Here is a 16,669-nt window from a genome sequence, read left to right as displayed (position 1 = left end):
GATGAAGCCTCAACTGATCGCCGCCGCGGAACTCGACCGTCTCGAGACCTGGCAGAAATATTCCGCCCACATGTGCGGAGGCTGCGTGTCCAGCTGCTGCACGCTGCCGGTCGAAGTGAAGATCAAAGACTTGATCCGCATTGGCATCGTCGATGAATTCGAGCGCGGCGACCCGCCGAAGAACATCGCCAAGCGTTTGCAGAAGGAAGGCATCGTCGAGCGCTACAACAGCAAATCCGAGATCTTCACCCTGCAGCGCATGAGCAACAACGACTGCCTGTACCTGGATCGTAAGACGCGCTTCTGCACTATTTATGACAAGCGCCCGGATACCTGCCGCAACCACCCGAAAATCGGCCCGCGGCCGGGGTATTGCGCGTACAAGCCCAAGGAAGTGGTGCGCGAGACCAATTTCAAGACTCTCGATAAGTTCTGATCCATGTTTTGCAGGGTTCTCAAGGGCCCTATCGGGGGCAAGCCCCCTCCCACAGTTTTGATTTGTGAACGCCTTCAAAATGTGGGAGGGGGCTTGCCCCCGATAGGGCCGGCACCTTCAGCACAAAACCTGCAGACATAAAAAAACGCCCCCGGCCTTTCGACCGGGGGCGTTTTTCATTCAGCCTGAGTTAACTCAGTTCTTGGCTTTCTTGGCAGCGCGGGTACGCTCGCCTTCGTCCAGGATCTTCTTACGCAGGCGGATCGACTTAGGCGTGACTTCGCACAGCTCGTCGTCCTGGATGAATTCCAGGGCCTGTTCCAGGGTGAAGCGAACAGGTGGAACCAGAGCGATGGTTTCGTCTTTACCCGAAGCACGCATGTTGTCGAGCTTCTTGCCTTTGGTTGGGTTGACGCCCATGTCGTTGTCACGGCTGTTCAGACCAACGATCTGACCGTTGTAGATCTCTTGACCGTGTTCAACGAACAGCTTGCCACGCGCCTGGAGGGTTTCCAGGGAGTAGGTCAGCGCCTTGCCGGTTTCAACCGAAACCAGAACACCGTTCTGACGGCCGGACATGTCGCCGGACTTCATGGTGTCGTAGCGATCGAAGATCGAGGTCAGGATGCCAGCACCGTTGGTCAGGGTCAGGAACTGGTTACGGAAACCGATCAGACCACGCGCAGGGATGTTGTATTCCAGACGCACACGGCCTTTGCCATCCGGCACCATGTTGGTCAGGTCGCCCTTACGCAGGCCCATCTCTTCCATGACCTTGCCCTGGGATTCTTCAGGGGTGTCGATGGTGACGTTTTCGAACGGTTCCTGCTTCACGCCGTCAACAGTACGGATGATCACTTCAGGACGACCAACGCCCATTTCGAAGCCTTCGCGACGCATGGTTTCGATCAGTACCGAGAGGTGCAGCTCACCACGGCCGGAAACCTTGAACTTGTCAGCCGAGTCGCCTTCTTCAACGCGCAGTGCCACGTTGTAGAGCAGCTCTTTGTCCAGACGTTCCTTGATGTTACGGGAGGTCACGAACTTGCCTTCTTTACCGCAGAAAGGCGAGTCGTTTACCTGGAAGGTCATGGAAACGGTTGGCTCGTCGACGGTCAGAGGCTTCATCGCCTCGACAGTGTCCGGCTGGCACAGGGTGTCGGAGATGAACAGCGAGTCCATACCGCTGACGCACACGATGTCGCCGGCGAACGCTTCTTCAACGTCGATGCGGTGCAGGCCGTGGTGACCCATCAGCTTCAGGATACGACCGTTGCGTTTCTTGCCGTCGGCGCCGATAGCGACAACCGGGGTGTTCGGCTTGACGCTACCACGAGCGATACGGCCAACACCGATAACACCCAGGAAGCTGTTGTAGTCCAGTGCCGAGATTTGCATCTGGAACGGACCGTCACGGTCAACCTTCGGTGGTGGAACGTGGTCAACGATGGCCTGGTACAGCGGGGTCATGTCTTCCGCCATGGCGGTGTGATCCAGACCGGCGATACCGTTCAGGGCCGAAGCGTAGATAACCTGGAAGTCCAGTTGTTCTTCGGTAGCACCCAGGTTGTCGAACAGATCGAAGATCTGGTCCAGAACCCAATCCGGACGCGCGCCTGGACGGTCAACCTTGTTGATGCACACGATCGGACGCAGGCCGGCTTCGAACGCCTTCTTGGTCACGAAACGGGTTTGCGGCATAGGGCCGTCTTGAGCGTCAACCAGCAGCAGAACGGAGTCGACCATCGACATTACGCGTTCTACTTCGCCGCCGAAGTCGGCGTGGCCCGGGGTATCCACGATGTTGATGTGGTAGCCGTTCCAGTTGATAGCGGTGTTTTTAGCCAGGATGGTAATACCGCGCTCTTTTTCCTGGTCGTTGGAGTCCATCACGCGCTCGTCGTTGAGCTCGTTGCGCTCCAGGGTGCCGGATTGACGCAAGAGTTTGTCTACCAGGGTGGTTTTACCATGGTCAACGTGAGCAATGATGGCGATGTTACGTAGATTTTCGATCACTTGTGTATCTCGATCAGAGGATTCGGTGTGCTGACAGGTCGTGGCAGCGATTAACAGTAGAGTCAGGCCTTGCCGTTACAGCTTGACGGCAGAGTCGGGGGGCCGGTGACGCAGGCCACAGGCAAACAGCCCCGGGCTCTTAGCTCGGTCGATAAACGCGCACATTGGCATGCCCCTCACTGAGCAAATGGTGGGCATGCAGGCGACTCATCACGCCTTTGTCGCAATACAGCAGGTACTGACGGCTGTTATCCAGTTCCTTGAAACGCGCGTTCAATGCATAGAACGGCAGCGTTTGTACGTCGATGCCAGCGATTTCCAGCGGCTCGTCTTCAGCGGCATCCGGGTGACGGATGTCGATGATGATCTGACCGGCCAGGGCTTCGCTGACTTCTTCGATCTGCACATCCTGGCCCAACTCGTCGATGACACGATCGATCGGGACCAGTTTGGCGTTCTCGAGCGCACGCTCCAGAACCGCCATATCAAACTGTTGTTCTTCATACTCCACGCGGTTGCGCTTGGCGTGGGTCTTGGGGTTCACCGAGATGACCCCGCAATATTCGGGCATGTGCTTGGCGAAGTCGGCAGTGCCGATCTGTTCCGCCAGGTCGATGATGTCCTGCTTATGGCTGGCGATCAGCGGGCGCAGCACCAGCTTCTCGGTCACGCAATCGATGAGCGACAGGTTCGGCAGCGTCTGGCTGGATACCTGGGAAATCGCTTCGCCGGTCACCAGCGCGTCGATCTGCAGTTGATCGGCAATTCGGGACGCTGCGCGCAACATCATACGCTTCAATACTACGCCCATATGACTGTTATCGACTTTGCCGAGAATTTCGCCCAGTACTTCCTCGAACGGCACGCTGACAAACAGCACGCGTTGGGAGCTGCCGTACTTCTTCCAGATATAGTGCGCGACTTCCATCACGCCCAATTCGTGGGCACGTCCGCCCAGGTTGAAGAAGCAGAAGTGGCTCATCAGGCCGCGGCGCATGATCTGGTAGGCCGCCACCGTGGAATCGAAACCGCCGGACATCAAGACCAGGGTCTGTTCCAGGGCGCCGAGCGGGTAGCCACCAATGCTATTGTGCTGGCTGTGGATCACAAACAACCGTTGGTCGCGAATTTCCATCCGCACTTCAATTTGCGGCGCCTTGAGGGAAATTCCGGCTGCGCCGCACTCGCGACGCAGCTTGCTGCCGACGTATTTTTCCACATCCATGGAGCTGAACGGGTGCTTGCCGGCACGCTTGCAGCGCACCGAAAAAATCTTGCCTTCAAGCTCGCTGCCAAAGTGCTGTTTGCACTTTTCGGTGATGTCGTCGAAGTCGCCCAGCGGGTACTCGTCGACCTGCAGGAAATGCGCGATGCCCGGCATGCAGCTCAGGCGCTCGGTCATATCCTTCAAGGCCTTGGCGTCGGTGACACGGGTTTCCAGCTCGAGATTGTCCCACACACCGTTCACCACCACAGCCGGGTCCAGATCGCGGAGCACGGCACGGATGTTCTTGGCCAACTGACGGATGAAACGCATCCGTACCGGTCGGCTTTTGATGGTGATCTCGGGGAAGACTTTAACGATTAATTTCATGGAAACAGCGCGCGCAGGGCCTGCCGAAAAAGGGGGGCGCGGATTATAGCGGAAATCGCTCAAGGTTTAACCAGTTAATATGCATCAACGGTGCAACGCACCAAAAAAGGTCATTTGCGCAAATGCACGCCACATTGCAGTGCGTTATTTATTCCATTTCCGCGGTTTGCACTGTTATAGGGGCCATTTTGACGCAAAAAGGCCATGTTGGCGCACTGGCATGCAATTTGCTCTCTTGTGAGGCAGGTTGCCATGGCGGACTATCCGCGCCGGCATCACCCACATTCTAAGGGCTAACTCCACTACCCAGCCCGAAGCCACCCCGGAGGACACCATGTCGAAGTCGGTTCAACTCATCAAAGATCATGACGTTAAGTGGATTGATCTGCGCTTCACGGACACAAAAGGCACTCAGCACCACGTGACCATGCCGGCTCGCGACGCGCTGGATGACGCGTTCTTCGAAGAAGGCAAAATGTTCGACGGTTCCTCCATTGCCGGTTGGAAAGGCATCGAAGCTTCCGACATGATCCTGATGCCGGACGACAGCACTGCCGTGCTGGACCCGTTCACCGAAGACCCAACCCTGATCATCGTCTGCGACGTGATCGAGCCTTCGACCATGCAAGGCTACGACCGCGACCCACGTGCGATCGCCAAGCGTGCCGAGGAATACCTGAAGTCGACCGGTATCGGCGACACCGTATTCGTAGGCCCAGAGCCAGAATTCTTCATCTTTGATTCGGTCAAGTTCAAGTCCGACATCTCCGGCTCCATGTTCAAGATTTTCTCCGAACAAGGTTCGTGGATGTCCGACCAGGACGTAGAAGGCGGCAACAAAGGCCACCGTCCAGGTATCAAAGGTGGCTACTTCCCAGTTCCGCCATTCGACCACGACCACGAAATCCGTACCTCCATGTGCAACGCCATGGAAGAAATGGGCCTGGTCATCGAAGTACACCACCACGAAGTGGCGACTGCCGGCCAGAACGAAATCGGTGTGAAGTTCAACACCCTGGTTGCCAAGGCTGACGAAGTCCAGACCCTGAAGTACTGCGTACACAACGTGGCTGATGCCTACGGCCGTACCGCAACCTTCATGCCTAAGCCTCTGTACGGCGATAACGGTTCGGGTATGCACGTTCACCTGTCCATCGCTAAAGATGGCAAGAACACCTTCGCTGGCGAAGGTTATGCCGGCCTGTCCGACACCGCCCTGTACTTCATCGGCGGCATCATCAAGCACGGTAAGGCCCTGAACGGCTTCACCAACCCGTCGACCAACTCCTACAAGCGTCTGGTCCCAGGTTTCGAAGCACCGGTAATGCTGGCCTACTCGGCTCGTAACCGCTCCGCATCGATCCGTATTCCTTACGTGTCCAGCCCGCGCGCTCGCCGTATCGAAGCCCGCTTCCCGGACCCGGCAGCCAACCCGTACCTGGGCTTCGCTGCACTGCTGATGGCTGGCCTGGACGGCATCCAGAACAAGATCCACCCAGGCGACGCCGCCGACAAAAACTTGTACGACCTGCCGCCTGAAGAGGCCAAAGAGATCCCACAAGTGTGCGGCAGCCTGAAAGAAGCCCTGGAAGAGCTGGACAAGGGCCGTGCGTTCCTGACCAAAGGCGGCGTATTCAGCGACGACTTCATCGATGCCTACATCGAGCTGAAAAGCGAAGAAGAAATCAAAGTCCGCACCTTCGTACACCCACTGGAATACGAGCTGTACTACAGCTGCTGATCCGGTAGCGTCGCTTAACATGGCGTGATCGAAAAAGACCTCCTTCGGGAGGTCTTTTTTTGCCCGGGGATTACACAGCTCCGCACCTGCAAACCCAATCAAAAAGGTGGGAGGGAGCTTGCTCCCGATAGCCGTGGATCAGTTGATACCGGTGCTGACTGACACTCTGCTATCGGGGGGGGGGGCAAGCCCCCTCTCACAAGGAGATCAGCATTGAAACGTCGACTTGTGTTCGCTCTGTTATTCGTCAGTGCCAGTGCGAGCGCTGCGCCGCCCAGCCTCGAACCTTTACTCAACAGCATCGCCGAGCGCCTGGCGATCGCCGACCAGGTCGCCCTGAGCAAGTGGGACAGCCACAAGCCCGTAGAAGACAAGAAACGCGAGCAAGAGGTGATCGCCAGCGTCGTCGCCCAGGCCCCGAGCTACAAGCTGGACCCTGCCGCCGCCGGGCAGTTCTTCTCGGCACAGATCGAAGCGAACAAACTGGTGCAGTACGCCCATCTTTCCGACTGGCAGTTCCAGGGCAAGGCCCCCGACGATCCGCGCCCGGACCTGGTCAAGCAGATTCGCCCGCAACTGGACCAACTGCAAAAACGCCTGCTGCAGCAATTGGCCGACTTCAGCCCGCAGCGCACCGACCCACAGTGCCCGCAATGGCTGGCCGAAGCCGTGCATGAGCCGCTCAATGAGCCGATGCAGCAGTTGGCGATGATCCGCGCGACCGCCGAGCTGTGTATCTACAAAGACTAAAACGGTACACCCGATCCAAAAATGTGGGAGGAGGCAATCCCCCTCCCGCATTTGATTTGTGTGAATTCGCGCTTCCTGAACAATCGTCACAAAATCGCACTATATTGGTGCGATAGCCTGCACCCTTCCCACCGACCCAGCCCATTTTGGTTCGAAACTACCCGATGAAGCTGGCAGAACGCCACAGTTTCGAGCCTTAAACCCTTATTTCAGGGCTTAAACGCTTCTTTTCGGAGCCTTGGTTTGGTTTTTGCATTTTCCTTGTATCAGCGTGTGCCTCAAGCCCGCGCCTTGCTCCAAAAGAGGTCCTGATGACCATCAGCGATGCACTGCACCGTTTGTTACTCGACAACCTGACCACCGCGACCATCCTGCTCAATGACGACCTGCGCCTTGAGTACATGAACCCGGCGGCGGAGATGCTCCTGGCCATCAGCGGGCAGCGCAGCCATGGGCAGTTCATCAGCGAGTTGTTCACCGAGTCGGCCGAAGCCTTGAGCTCGTTGCGCCAGGCAGTGGAGCAGGCACATCCGTTCACCAAGCGCGAAGCGATGCTCACCGCCCTGACCGGCCAGACCCTGACCGTCGACTACGCCGTGACCCCGATCCTGAGCAACGGCAGCACCCTGCTACTGCTCGAAGTCCACCCGCGTGACCGCCTGCTGCGCATCACCAAGGAAGAAGCGCAGTTGTCCAAGCAGGAAACCAGCAAGATGCTGGTGCGCGGCCTGGCCCACGAGATCAAGAACCCGTTGGGCGGGATTCGCGGCGCGGCGCAGTTGCTGGCTCGTGAGCTGCCGGACGAGCACCTCAAGGACTACACCAACGTCATCATCGAAGAGGCCGACCGCCTGCGTAATCTGGTGGACCGCATGCTCGGCTCCAACAAGCTGCCGTCGCTGGCGATGACCAACGTGCATGAGGTGCTGGAGCGTGTCTGCCAGTTGGTCGAGGCCGAAAGCCAAGGCTGCATTACCTTGGTGCGCGACTATGACCCGAGCATTCCCGACGTGTTGATCGACCGCGAGCAGATGATCCAGGCGGTCCTCAACATCGTGCGCAACGCCATGCAGGCCATCAGCAGCCAGAACGAGCTGCGCCTGGGCCGCATCAGCCTGCGCACCCGCGCCTTGCGCCAGTTCACCATCGGCCACGTGCGCCATCGCCTGGTGACCAAAGTCGAAATCACCGACAACGGCCCGGGCATTCCAGCAGAACTGCAGGAAACCATTTTCTTCCCCATGGTCAGCGGCCGCCCGGACGGTACCGGGCTGGGCCTGGCCATTACCCAGAACATCATCAGCCAGCACCAGGGTCTGATCGAATGTGAGAGCCATCCTGGCCACACCACGTTCTCGATCTTTCTGCCTCTGGAACAAGGAGCCCCATCGACATGAGCCGTAGTGAAACTGTCTGGATCGTCGATGACGACCGTTCTATCCGCTGGGTCCTCGAGAAAGCCCTGCAACAGGAAGGCATGACCACCCAGAGCTTCGACAGCGCTGACGGGGTGATGAGCCGCCTGGCGCGCCAGCAGCCCGACGTGATCATCTCCGACATCCGCATGCCCGGTGCCAGCGGCCTGGACCTGCTGGCGCGGATTCGCGAGCAGCACCCGCGCCTGCCGGTGATCATCATGACCGCGCACTCGGACCTGGACAGCGCTGTCGCGTCCTATCAGGGCGGCGCCTTTGAGTACCTGCCCAAGCCGTTCGACGTGGACGAAGCGGTGGCGCTGGTCAAGCGCGCCAACCAGCACGCCCAGGAACAGCAGAACCAGGAAGCCCCGCCCGCCCTGACCCGCACCCCGGAAATCATCGGTGAAGCGCCGGCGATGCAGGAAGTGTTTCGCGCCATCGGGCGCTTGAGCCACTCCAACATCACCGTGCTGATCAACGGCGAGTCGGGCACCGGTAAAGAACTGGTGGCCCACGCCCTGCACCGCCACAGCCCGCGGGCGGCGTCGCCGTTCATTGCGCTGAACATGGCGGCGATTCCGAAGGACTTGATGGAGTCCGAACTGTTCGGCCACGAGAAAGGCGCCTTCACCGGCGCGGCCAACCTGCGGCGCGGGCGGTTTGAACAGGCGGACGGCGGCACGCTGTTCCTCGATGAAATCGGCGACATGCCGGCCGATACCCAGACCCGCTTGCTGCGCGTGCTGGCGGACGGCGAGTTCTACCGTGTGGGCGGGCATACGCCGGTCAAGGTTGACGTGCGTATCATCGCCGCGACTCACCAGAACCTGGAAACCCTGGTGCATGCGGGCAAGTTCCGTGAGGACTTGTTCCACCGCCTCAACGTGATCCGCATCCACATCCCGCGCATGTCGGACCGTCGCGAAGACATCCCGACCCTCGCGCGCCACTTCCTCAGCCGCGCCGCCCAGGAGCTGGCCGTCGAGCCGAAGCTGCTGAAAAGCGAGACCGAGGAATACCTGAAGAACCTGCCGTGGCCCGGCAACGTGCGCCAACTGGAGAACACCTGCCGCTGGATCACGGTCATGGCGTCCGGGCGCGAAGTGCATATCAGCGACCTGCCGCCGGAGCTGCTCAGCCTGCCGCAGGATTCGGCCCCCGTGACCAACTGGGAACAGGCGCTGCGCCAATGGGCCGACCAGGCCCTGGCACGCGGCCAGTCGAACCTGCTGGACAGCGCCGTGCCGGCCTTCGAACGGATCATGATCGAAACCGCCCTCAAGCACACCGCCGGCCGCCGTCGCGATGCCGCCGTGCTGCTGGGTTGGGGCCGCAATACCCTGACGCGCAAGATCAAGGAACTGGGGATGAAGGTCGATGGCGCGGATGATGACGAAGGTGACGAGGGCTGAATCTCAGACCCACTGAAGATCCAATGTGGGAGGGGGCTGGCCCCCGATAGCGGCATGTCAGTCGGCATCTACATGACTGATCCACCGCCATCGGGGGCAAGCCCCCTCCCACATTTGGATCTGCACAAGGTTTGGCGACCATGCACCGCTTCAATGCACCATGAACCGGCATCGGGCACGGCGCCAACACCTCAAACCTTCGCACCGCCGCCTGAAATCAGACAACCGAAAACGCCAAAGCCCCGTATTCCGGGGCTTTTCGCTGTCTGGAGCGTTTTTTTCGAGCAACTTGGCCAGTGTGGCACGCGCCCTGCAATAACCCTGATACAACCCAGTTTCGGGGACCTTGGTACAGGCAGGCCGAGAATCCCCTCTTTACACCCGGGGTGCTTGATGCGAACCGCGTCGCGCTCCACACCGCTTTCGGGAACCTCGGTACAGGCAGGCCGGGGATTCCCTCTTTAACACGAAGCCGGATGGCTTCATCCCGTTTTGGGAGCCCTGGTACAGGCAGGCCGGGAACTCCCTCTTTTATTGCTCTTGGAGATGGATCTCCAGCCGCCAGCGGCCTTCAGCTTCCTCTCCCGACCATTCCCCACGCAACGGCCGCGCCGCCACCAGGTTGAGCAACAGGCCGCCATCGGTCTTGCGCACGCGCCAGTTCACATCCTTGTCATTGACCTTGAGCTGCCCGCTGGCGGCCTTGCCCTGCGCGTCGAACAACAGCGCCACGGTGCCGTCGATATGCTCGCCATGCAGCTTGGGTTCGCTGTTGAACCACACCACCACACCGTCGGCCGCCGGCGTCACCTGCAGCAATTCGACCGGGTCCGGGGCGGTCAGGCGCCCGATCATCAGGCCCACCATCAAGCCGACAATCGCCAAAGAGCCCAAAACCCTTGGCAATAGCTTCGGCCTGGGGTCTTCTTCGAGGGTAGAATGCAGCGCATCTTTGCCTTCGGAGCCGTGCATGTTTCACGTCATCCTTTTTCAACCAGAAATTCCGCCGAATACCGGCAACGTTATCAGGCTGTGCGCCAACAGTGGCTGCCACCTGCATTTGATCGAGCCGCTGGGCTTCGACATGGACGACAAGCGCCTGCGCCGCGCCGGGCTGGACTACCACGAGTATGCCACCCTGCAACGCCACGCCGACCTCGCCAGCTGCCTGGAAAGCCTCGGCCACCCTCGGCTGTTCGCGTTCACCACCAAGGGCTCGCGGCCGTTCCATGACGCCAGCTTCGCCGACGGCGACGCCTTCCTGTTCGGCCCGGAAAGCCGTGGCCTGCCGGCCGAGGTGCTCGACGCCCTGCCCGACGGCCATCGCCTGCGTTTGCCGATGCGCGAAGGTTGCCGCAGCCTGAACTTATCGAACACCGTCGCCGTCGCCGTCTACGAAGGCTGGCGCCAACTCGGCTTCAAATAACACACATAACAAATGTGGGAGGGGGCTTGCCCCCGATAGCAGTGGGTCAGCCAACACCTATTCAGCTGACACACCGCAATCGGGGGCAAGCCCCCTCCCACATTTTTAGCGCATCGACTTATTGAACCGTCGACGAACCTTCCTGTTGCATGCGCTGCAGCTCTTGCGCGTACAGGGCATCGAAGTTCACCGGAGCCAGCATCAGCGCCGGGAACGAGCCACGGGTGACCAGGCTGTCCAGGGTCTCGCGGGCATACGGGAACAGGATGTTCGGGCAGAACGCGCCCAGGGTGTGGCTCATGGACGCTTCGTCCAGGCCCTGGATCAGGAAGATACCGGCCTGTTGCACTTCAGCGATGAAGGCCACTTCTTCGCCGTTCTTGACGGTGACCGAGAGGGTCAGCACGACTTCGTGGAAGTCGCCTTCCAAGGCTTTTTGACGGGTGTTCAGGTCCAGCCCGACGCTTGGGGTCCACTCCTGACGGAAGATGGCCGGGCTTTTCGGCGCTTCGAACGACAGGTCACGCACATAGATGCGCTGCAGCGAAAACTGTGGGCCTTGGGCTTCTGCTGCTTCGGTGTTCTGTTGGTCAGTCATCGCAGATCCTTCTTGATCTTGGGTCTTTTAGGGTTTAGGAGTCAGACGTGAAGCAGCGCGTCCAGTTTACCGGCGCGCTCAAGGGCAAACAGGTCATCGCATCCACCGATGTGCTTGGCGCCGATCCAGATCTGCGGCACGGACGTGCGTCCCGCCTTCTGGGCCATTTCGGCGCGCACCTGGGGTTTGCCGTCGACCTTGATCTCTTCGAAGGCAACCCCCTTCTTCTCCAGCAAGGCCTTGGCCCGCATGCAGTAAGGGCACCAATCGCTGGAATACACGACAACCTGGCTCATATCACTTCACCAGCGGCAGGTTGTCCGCGCGCCAGCTGCTGATACCACCAGACAGTTTGGCGGCGGTGAAGCCGGTTTTGAGCATTTCGCGGGCGTGGGTGCCGGAGTGCTGGCCTTGAGCGTCGACCAGGATGATGGTCTTGGCCTTGTGCTTCTCCAGCTCGGCCAGGCGCGCGATCAGCTTGTCCTGGGGGATGTTCAGGGCGCCGACGATATGACCGGCGGCAAAATCCTTGGCCGGACGGATATCCACGACAACGGCCTCATCCTTGTTGACCAGCGCGGTCAGCTCCGACGTGCTCAGGCTGCGGCCACCGCGGCTCATTTCATGAGCGATCAGCAGCGCCAGCAGGATGACGAAGGCACCCGCGAGCAGGTAGTGGGCAGTGGCAAATGCAATCAGGTGATCAACCATCAAGGAGGTTCCAGGGCGTTAAAATGGCGGTAAGTATACACAGCCGTCAGGGGGGGCCAACCCCCGTAAAGCGGTGACGTGGTCGGAACTTCGCTTTAAACTGCCACTCCCTTTTCAATCCCCTTCATCAATTACCGCCGCGAGAGGATCTATGACTACGACGCCTAAACCTTTGGTCCTGATAATTCTCGATGGCTTCGGACACAGTGAAAGCCACCACGACAACGCCGTGTACTCGGCCAACAAGCCGGTGCTGGACCGTCTGACCGCCACTTTGCCCAACGGGCTGATCTCCGGTTCGGGCATGGATGTGGGCCTGCCGGACGGCCAAATGGGCAACTCGGAAGTCGGCCACATGAACCTCGGCGCCGGACGAGTGGTCTATCAGGACTTCACCCGCGTGACCAAAGCGATCCGCGACGGCGAGTTCTTCGAGAACCCGACCATCTGCGCGGCCGTCGATAAAGCCGTCGCTGCCGGCAAGGCCGTGCATTTCATGGGCCTGCTGTCCGATGGCGGCGTACACAGCCACCAGGACCACCTCGTGGCCATGGCCGAACTGGCCTTCAAGCGCGGCGCCGACAAGATCTACCTGCACGCCTTCCTCGACGGCCGCGACACGCCGCCGAAAAGCGCGCAATCGTCGATCGAACTGCTGGACGCCACCTTCGCCGCCCTCGGCAAGGGCCGCATCGCCAGCCTGGTCGGTCGCTATTTCGCGATGGACCGCGACAACCGCTGGGACCGCGTGTCCCAGGCCTACAACCTGATCGTCGACGGCCAGGCCGAATTCAACGCCGCCACCGCCCAGGAAGGCCTGGAAGCCGCCTACGCGCGCGGCGAGAGCGATGAGTTCGTCAAGGCCACCACCATCGGCGAGCCGGTGAAAGTGGAAGACGGCGACGCCGTGGTGTTCATGAACTTCCGCGCCGACCGTGCCCGCGAGCTGAGCCATGTGTTCGTCGACCCGGGTTTCAAGGACTTCGAACGCGCGCGCCAGCCGAAAATCGAGTTCGTGATGCTCACCCAATACGCCGCCAACATCCCGGCCCCGTCGGCTTTTGCCCCCGGCAGCCTGGAAAACGTGCTGGGCGACTACCTGGCGAAAAACGGCAAGACCCAACTGCGCATCGCCGAAACCGAGAAGTACGCCCACGTGACCTTCTTCTTCTCCGGCGGCCGCGAAGAACCGTTCCCGGGCGAAGAGCGCATCCTGATCCCGTCGCCGAAAGTCGCGACCTACGACCTGCAACCGGAAATGAGCGCGCCGCAAGTCACCGACAAGATCGTCGACGCCATCGAACACCAGCGTTATGACGTGATCGTGGTCAACTACGCCAACGGCGACATGGTCGGCCACAGCGGCAACCTGGCCGCCGCGATCAAGGCCGTGGAATGCCTGGACCTGTGCGTGGGCCGCATCGTCGACGCCCTGGAAAAAGTCGGCGGCGAAGCGCTGATCACCGCCGACCATGGCAACTGCGAGCAAATGTCCGACGAGTCCACCGGCCAGGCCCACACCGCCCACACCACCGAGCCGGTGCCGTTCATCTACGTCGGCAAGCGTGATCTGAAAGTGCGCAAAGGCGGCGTGCTGGCCGATGTGGCGCCAACCATGCTGATGTTGATGGGGCTGGAAAAGCCCAAAGAGATGACTGGCACTTCGATCCTGGTCTGATCTAAACCACATGTGGGAGGGGGCTTGCCCCCGATTGCGGTGTGTCAGCTGAATAGGTGTTGGCTGACCCACTGCTATCGGGGGCAAGCCCCCTCCCACACTAGACTCGCGGTGTTGGGTAGATGTCTTTTCGCCATACCACTGCCGCTCGGCACCTATCTTGCCCAGAAGCCCGAATTGGGCGTTTTTTTTGCAGCGCTTGCCGGGCATACTAGGCCGTCCCTTTCCCTGGTGTCGCCCGCCTCTATGCTTCGCGCCTTGATTACCCTCGCTCTCGTCTGCCTGCTCCAACCGGCATTTGCCGATGAGCGCGCGCAAACCCAACAACAGTTGGACGCTACGCGTCAGGACATCACCGAGCTGAAAAAACTGCTCGGCAAGCTCCAGGAAGAAAAATCCGGGGTGCAGAAAGACCTGCGCGGCACGGAAACCGAGATGGGCAAGCTGGAGAAGCAGGTCCAGGAGCTACAAAAAGAATTAAAGAAGAGCGAGTCGGAACTGGAGCGACTCGACGCTGAGAAAAAAAAACTCCAGAGCGCCCGCGTTGAACAGCAACGCCTGATCGCGATCCAGGCCCGCGCCGCCTACCAGAGTGGCCGCCAGGAGTACCTCAAGCTGCTGCTCAACCAGCAGAACCCGGAAAAATTCGCGCGCACCCTGACCTACTACGATTACCTGAGCAAGGCACGCCTTGCCCAACTGAAGGGCTTCAACGAGACCCTGCGCCAACTGGCCAACGTCGAACAGGAAATCGCCGACCAGCAATCGCAACTGCTCGACCAGAAAAGCAGCCTCGACAGCCAGCGCGACCAGCTCGACAAGGTGCGCAAGGAGCGCCAACTGGCCCTGGCCAAGCTCAATGACGACGTAAAGGCCCGCGACGCCAAGCTGCAAGCCCGCGAGCAGGACCAGGCAGACCTGGCCAAAGTATTGAAAACCATCGAAGAAACCCTGGCCCGCCAGGCACGCGAGGCCGAGGAAGCGCGACAGAAAGCGCTGATCGCCCAGCAGGAAGCGGAAAAAAAGCGCCAGCGTGAGGCCGAACTGGCAGCCACTACCGACGCTCCGGCCCCACGTAAACCGGCGCATGCAGCGCCCGGGCCGCTGGTTTCCAGCGCGGGCGAATCCTTCGGCGGGCCTTTTGCTTCCGCGCGCGGCAAACTTCCGTGGCCGGTTGATGGTCGACTGCTGGCACGCTTTGGGGAAACCCGCGGCGATGACACCCGCGCCAAGTGGGACGGGGTGATGATCAGCGCGGCCGCCGGCAGCCAGGTCCACGCCGTCCACGGCGGTCGCGTGGTGTTTGCCGATTGGCTGCGGGGCGCCGGTTTATTGGTGATTCTCGACCACGGTAATGGCTATTTGAGTCTTTATGGCCACAATCAGACTTTACTCAAGTCGGCAGGTGATGTGGTAAAAGCCGGGGAATCCATCTCCACTGTCGGTAACAGTGGCGGCCAGGACACCCCGGCGCTGTACTTCGCTATTCGTCAGCAGGGCCGCCCGAGCGATCCTGCACAATGGTGCCGCACCCAAGGATAGGGTCGCATCTACATTAGGAGTTCGTTCGACATGCTGTATTTGTCCCGCCTCACTTCGCTGGCCCTGACGATCGCCCTGGTGATCGGCGCGCCTCTGGCTTTCGCCGACCAGGCCGAACCGGCTGCACCCGCCGGCATGGCCGCGACCACCAAGGCGCCGTTGCCGCTGGAGGAGTTGCGCACCTTTGCCGAGGTCATGGACCGGATCAAGGCAGCCTATGTCGAACCCGTGGACGACAAGACCCTGCTGGAAAATGCCATCAAGGGCATGCTCAGCAACCTCGACCCGCACTCCGCCTACCTCGGCCCGGAAGATTTCGCCGAGCTGCAGGAAAGCACCAGCGGTGAGTTCGGTGGCCTGGGCATTGAAGTCGGCGCCGAAGACGGCCAGATCAAAGTGGTCTCGCCGATCGACGACACCCCGGCGTCCAAGGCCGGCATCCAGGCCGGTGACCTGATCGTCAAGATCAACGGCCAGCCGACCCGTGGCCAGACCATGACCGAAGCCGTCGACAAGATGCGCGGCAAGATCGGCCAGAAAATCACCCTGACCCTGGTGCGCGACGGCGGCGCGCCGTTCGACGTGACCCTGGCCCGCGCGACCATCACGGTCAAGAGCGTGAAGAGCCAGCTGCTGGAGTCGGGCTACGGCTACATCCGCATCACCCAGTTCCAGGTCAAGACCGGCGACGAAGTGGCCAAGGCCCTGGCCAAACTGCGCAAAGACAACGGCAAGAAGCTCAACGGCATCGTGCTCGACCTGCGCAACAACCCCGGTGGAGTGCTGCAGTCGGCGGTGGAAGTGGTCGACCACTTCATCACCAAAGGCCTGATCGTCTACACCAAGGGCCGTATCGCCAACTCCGAACTGCGCTTCTCGGCCACCGGCAACGACCTCAGCGAAAACGTACCGCTGGCCGTGCTGATCAACGGCGGCAGCGCCTCGGCCTCGGAGATCGTCGCCGGCGCCCTGCAAGACCAGAAGCGCGGTGTGCTGATGGGCACCACCAGTTTCGGCAAAGGCTCGGTGCAAACCGTGTTGCCGCTGAACAACGAGCGCGCCCTGAAAATCACCACCGCGCTGTACTACACGCCAAACGGCCGCTCGATCCAGGCCCAGGGCATCGTGCCGGACATCGAAGTGCGCAAGGCCAAGATCACCAACGAGGTCGACAGCGAGTACTACAAGGAAGCCGACCTGCAAGGCCACCTCGGCAATGGCAACGGCGGCGCCGACCAGCCGACCGGCAGCAGCGCCAAGGCCAAGCCGATGCCGCAGGACGATGACTACCAACTGGCCCAGGCGTTGAGCCTGCTCAAGGGCTTGAGCATCACGCGCAGCCGTTGA

Annotated in this window: 15 protein-coding genes; 9 read left to right on the top strand and 6 right to left on the bottom strand. The window is 60.5% G+C overall.

Features of this window, described 5'->3' with window-relative positions:
* Window position 1 precedes the first annotated feature (1 nt).
* Entirely contained in the window at window positions 2–436 is a 435-nt protein-coding gene (locus MOQ67_RS02875) for a YkgJ family cysteine cluster protein (protein ID WP_017849920.1), read from the top strand.
* 195 nt (window positions 437–631) lie between these two features.
* Here the strand turns inward: MOQ67_RS02875 and typA are convergent, their stop codons facing one another.
* Window positions 632–2,452 carry a translational GTPase TypA gene (gene typA, locus MOQ67_RS02870; RefSeq protein ID WP_017849921.1) on the bottom strand — a complete coding sequence of 607 codons (1,821 nt, stop codon included), beginning with the start codon at window positions 2,450–2,452 and terminating at the stop codon, window positions 632–634.
* 139 nt (window positions 2,453–2,591) lie between these two features.
* Window positions 2,592–4,046 (bottom strand): tRNA uracil 4-sulfurtransferase ThiI, encoded by a 1,455-nt coding sequence (gene thiI / locus MOQ67_RS02865; protein WP_046384997.1) that lies wholly within the window; start codon window positions 4,044–4,046, stop codon window positions 2,592–2,594.
* A 334-nt stretch (window positions 4,047–4,380) separates the two neighbouring features.
* On the opposite strand from thiI, the gene glnA reads away from it, so the two are divergent.
* From glnA to ntrC, 4 genes are all read left to right on the top strand, one after another.
* A complete protein-coding gene (glnA, locus tag MOQ67_RS02860; RefSeq protein ID WP_017849923.1) occupies window positions 4,381–5,787 on the top strand; it encodes a glutamate--ammonia ligase in 1,407 nt (468 codons plus the stop codon).
* A gap of 213 nt (window positions 5,788–6,000) precedes the next feature.
* Complete coding sequence (locus MOQ67_RS02855) at window positions 6,001–6,537, top strand: chorismate mutase (protein ID WP_102617225.1); 537 nt, start codon at window positions 6,001–6,003, stop codon at window positions 6,535–6,537.
* A 311-nt stretch (window positions 6,538–6,848) separates the two neighbouring features.
* Window positions 6,849–7,934 carry a nitrogen regulation protein NR(II) gene (gene glnL, locus MOQ67_RS02850; RefSeq protein WP_017849925.1) on the top strand — a complete coding sequence of 362 codons (1,086 nt, stop codon included), beginning with the start codon at window positions 6,849–6,851 and terminating at the stop codon, window positions 7,932–7,934.
* Complete coding sequence (ntrC, locus tag MOQ67_RS02845) at window positions 7,931–9,367, top strand: nitrogen regulation protein NR(I) (protein WP_102651087.1); 1,437 nt, start codon at window positions 7,931–7,933, stop codon at window positions 9,365–9,367. Before glnL ends, ntrC begins: the two co-directional genes overlap by 4 nt.
* A gap of 531 nt (window positions 9,368–9,898) precedes the next feature.
* Here ntrC and MOQ67_RS02840 read toward each other — a convergent pair.
* Window positions 9,899–10,339, bottom strand: a complete 441-nt coding sequence (locus MOQ67_RS02840; protein WP_017849927.1) for a hypothetical protein — start codon at window positions 10,337–10,339, stop codon at window positions 9,899–9,901.
* On the opposite strand from MOQ67_RS02840, the gene MOQ67_RS02835 reads away from it, so the two are divergent.
* Window positions 10,338–10,793: a tRNA (cytidine(34)-2'-O)-methyltransferase gene (locus tag MOQ67_RS02835; protein ID WP_017849928.1), complete on the top strand. Its 456-nt coding sequence runs from the start codon at window positions 10,338–10,340 to the stop codon at window positions 10,791–10,793. The genes MOQ67_RS02840 and MOQ67_RS02835 overlap by 2 nt on opposite strands.
* Window positions 10,794–10,911: 118 nt before the next feature.
* Here the strand turns inward: MOQ67_RS02835 and secB are convergent, their stop codons facing one another.
* The 3 genes from secB to MOQ67_RS02820 are packed head-to-tail and all read right to left on the bottom strand — an operon-like array spanning window position 10,912 to window position 12,102.
* A complete protein-coding gene (secB, locus tag MOQ67_RS02830) occupies window positions 10,912–11,391 on the bottom strand; it encodes a protein-export chaperone SecB (protein ID WP_017849929.1) in 480 nt (159 codons plus the stop codon).
* Window positions 11,392–11,432: 41 nt separating this feature from the next.
* Entirely contained in the window at window positions 11,433–11,687 is a 255-nt protein-coding gene (grxC, locus tag MOQ67_RS02825) for a glutaredoxin 3 (protein WP_017849930.1), read from the bottom strand.
* A gap of 1 nt (window position 11,688) precedes the next feature.
* The gene (locus tag MOQ67_RS02820) at window positions 11,689–12,102 is read right to left on the bottom strand and encodes a rhodanese-like domain-containing protein (protein WP_017849931.1); all 414 of its coding nucleotides are present in this window, start codon (window positions 12,100–12,102) and stop codon (window positions 11,689–11,691) included.
* 151 nt (window positions 12,103–12,253) lie between these two features.
* Between MOQ67_RS02820 and gpmI the strand changes: the two genes are divergently transcribed.
* The 3 genes from gpmI (at window position 12,254) to MOQ67_RS02805 (ending at window position 16,669) form a co-directional block, all read left to right on the top strand.
* On the top strand, window positions 12,254–13,780 hold the full coding sequence (gpmI, locus tag MOQ67_RS02815; protein ID WP_046385000.1) for a 2,3-bisphosphoglycerate-independent phosphoglycerate mutase: 1,527 nt from the start codon (window positions 12,254–12,256) through the stop codon (window positions 13,778–13,780).
* A gap of 246 nt (window positions 13,781–14,026) precedes the next feature.
* Entirely contained in the window at window positions 14,027–15,322 is a 1,296-nt protein-coding gene (locus tag MOQ67_RS02810; RefSeq protein WP_017849933.1) for a murein hydrolase activator EnvC family protein, read from the top strand.
* 30 nt (window positions 15,323–15,352) lie between these two features.
* Complete coding sequence (locus MOQ67_RS02805; RefSeq protein ID WP_017849934.1) at window positions 15,353–16,669, top strand: S41 family peptidase; 1,317 nt, start codon at window positions 15,353–15,355, stop codon at window positions 16,667–16,669.

Source organism: Pseudomonas sp. LY-1 (genome assembly GCF_053502595.1).
This window is presented reverse-complemented; position numbering and strand designations above follow the sequence as displayed.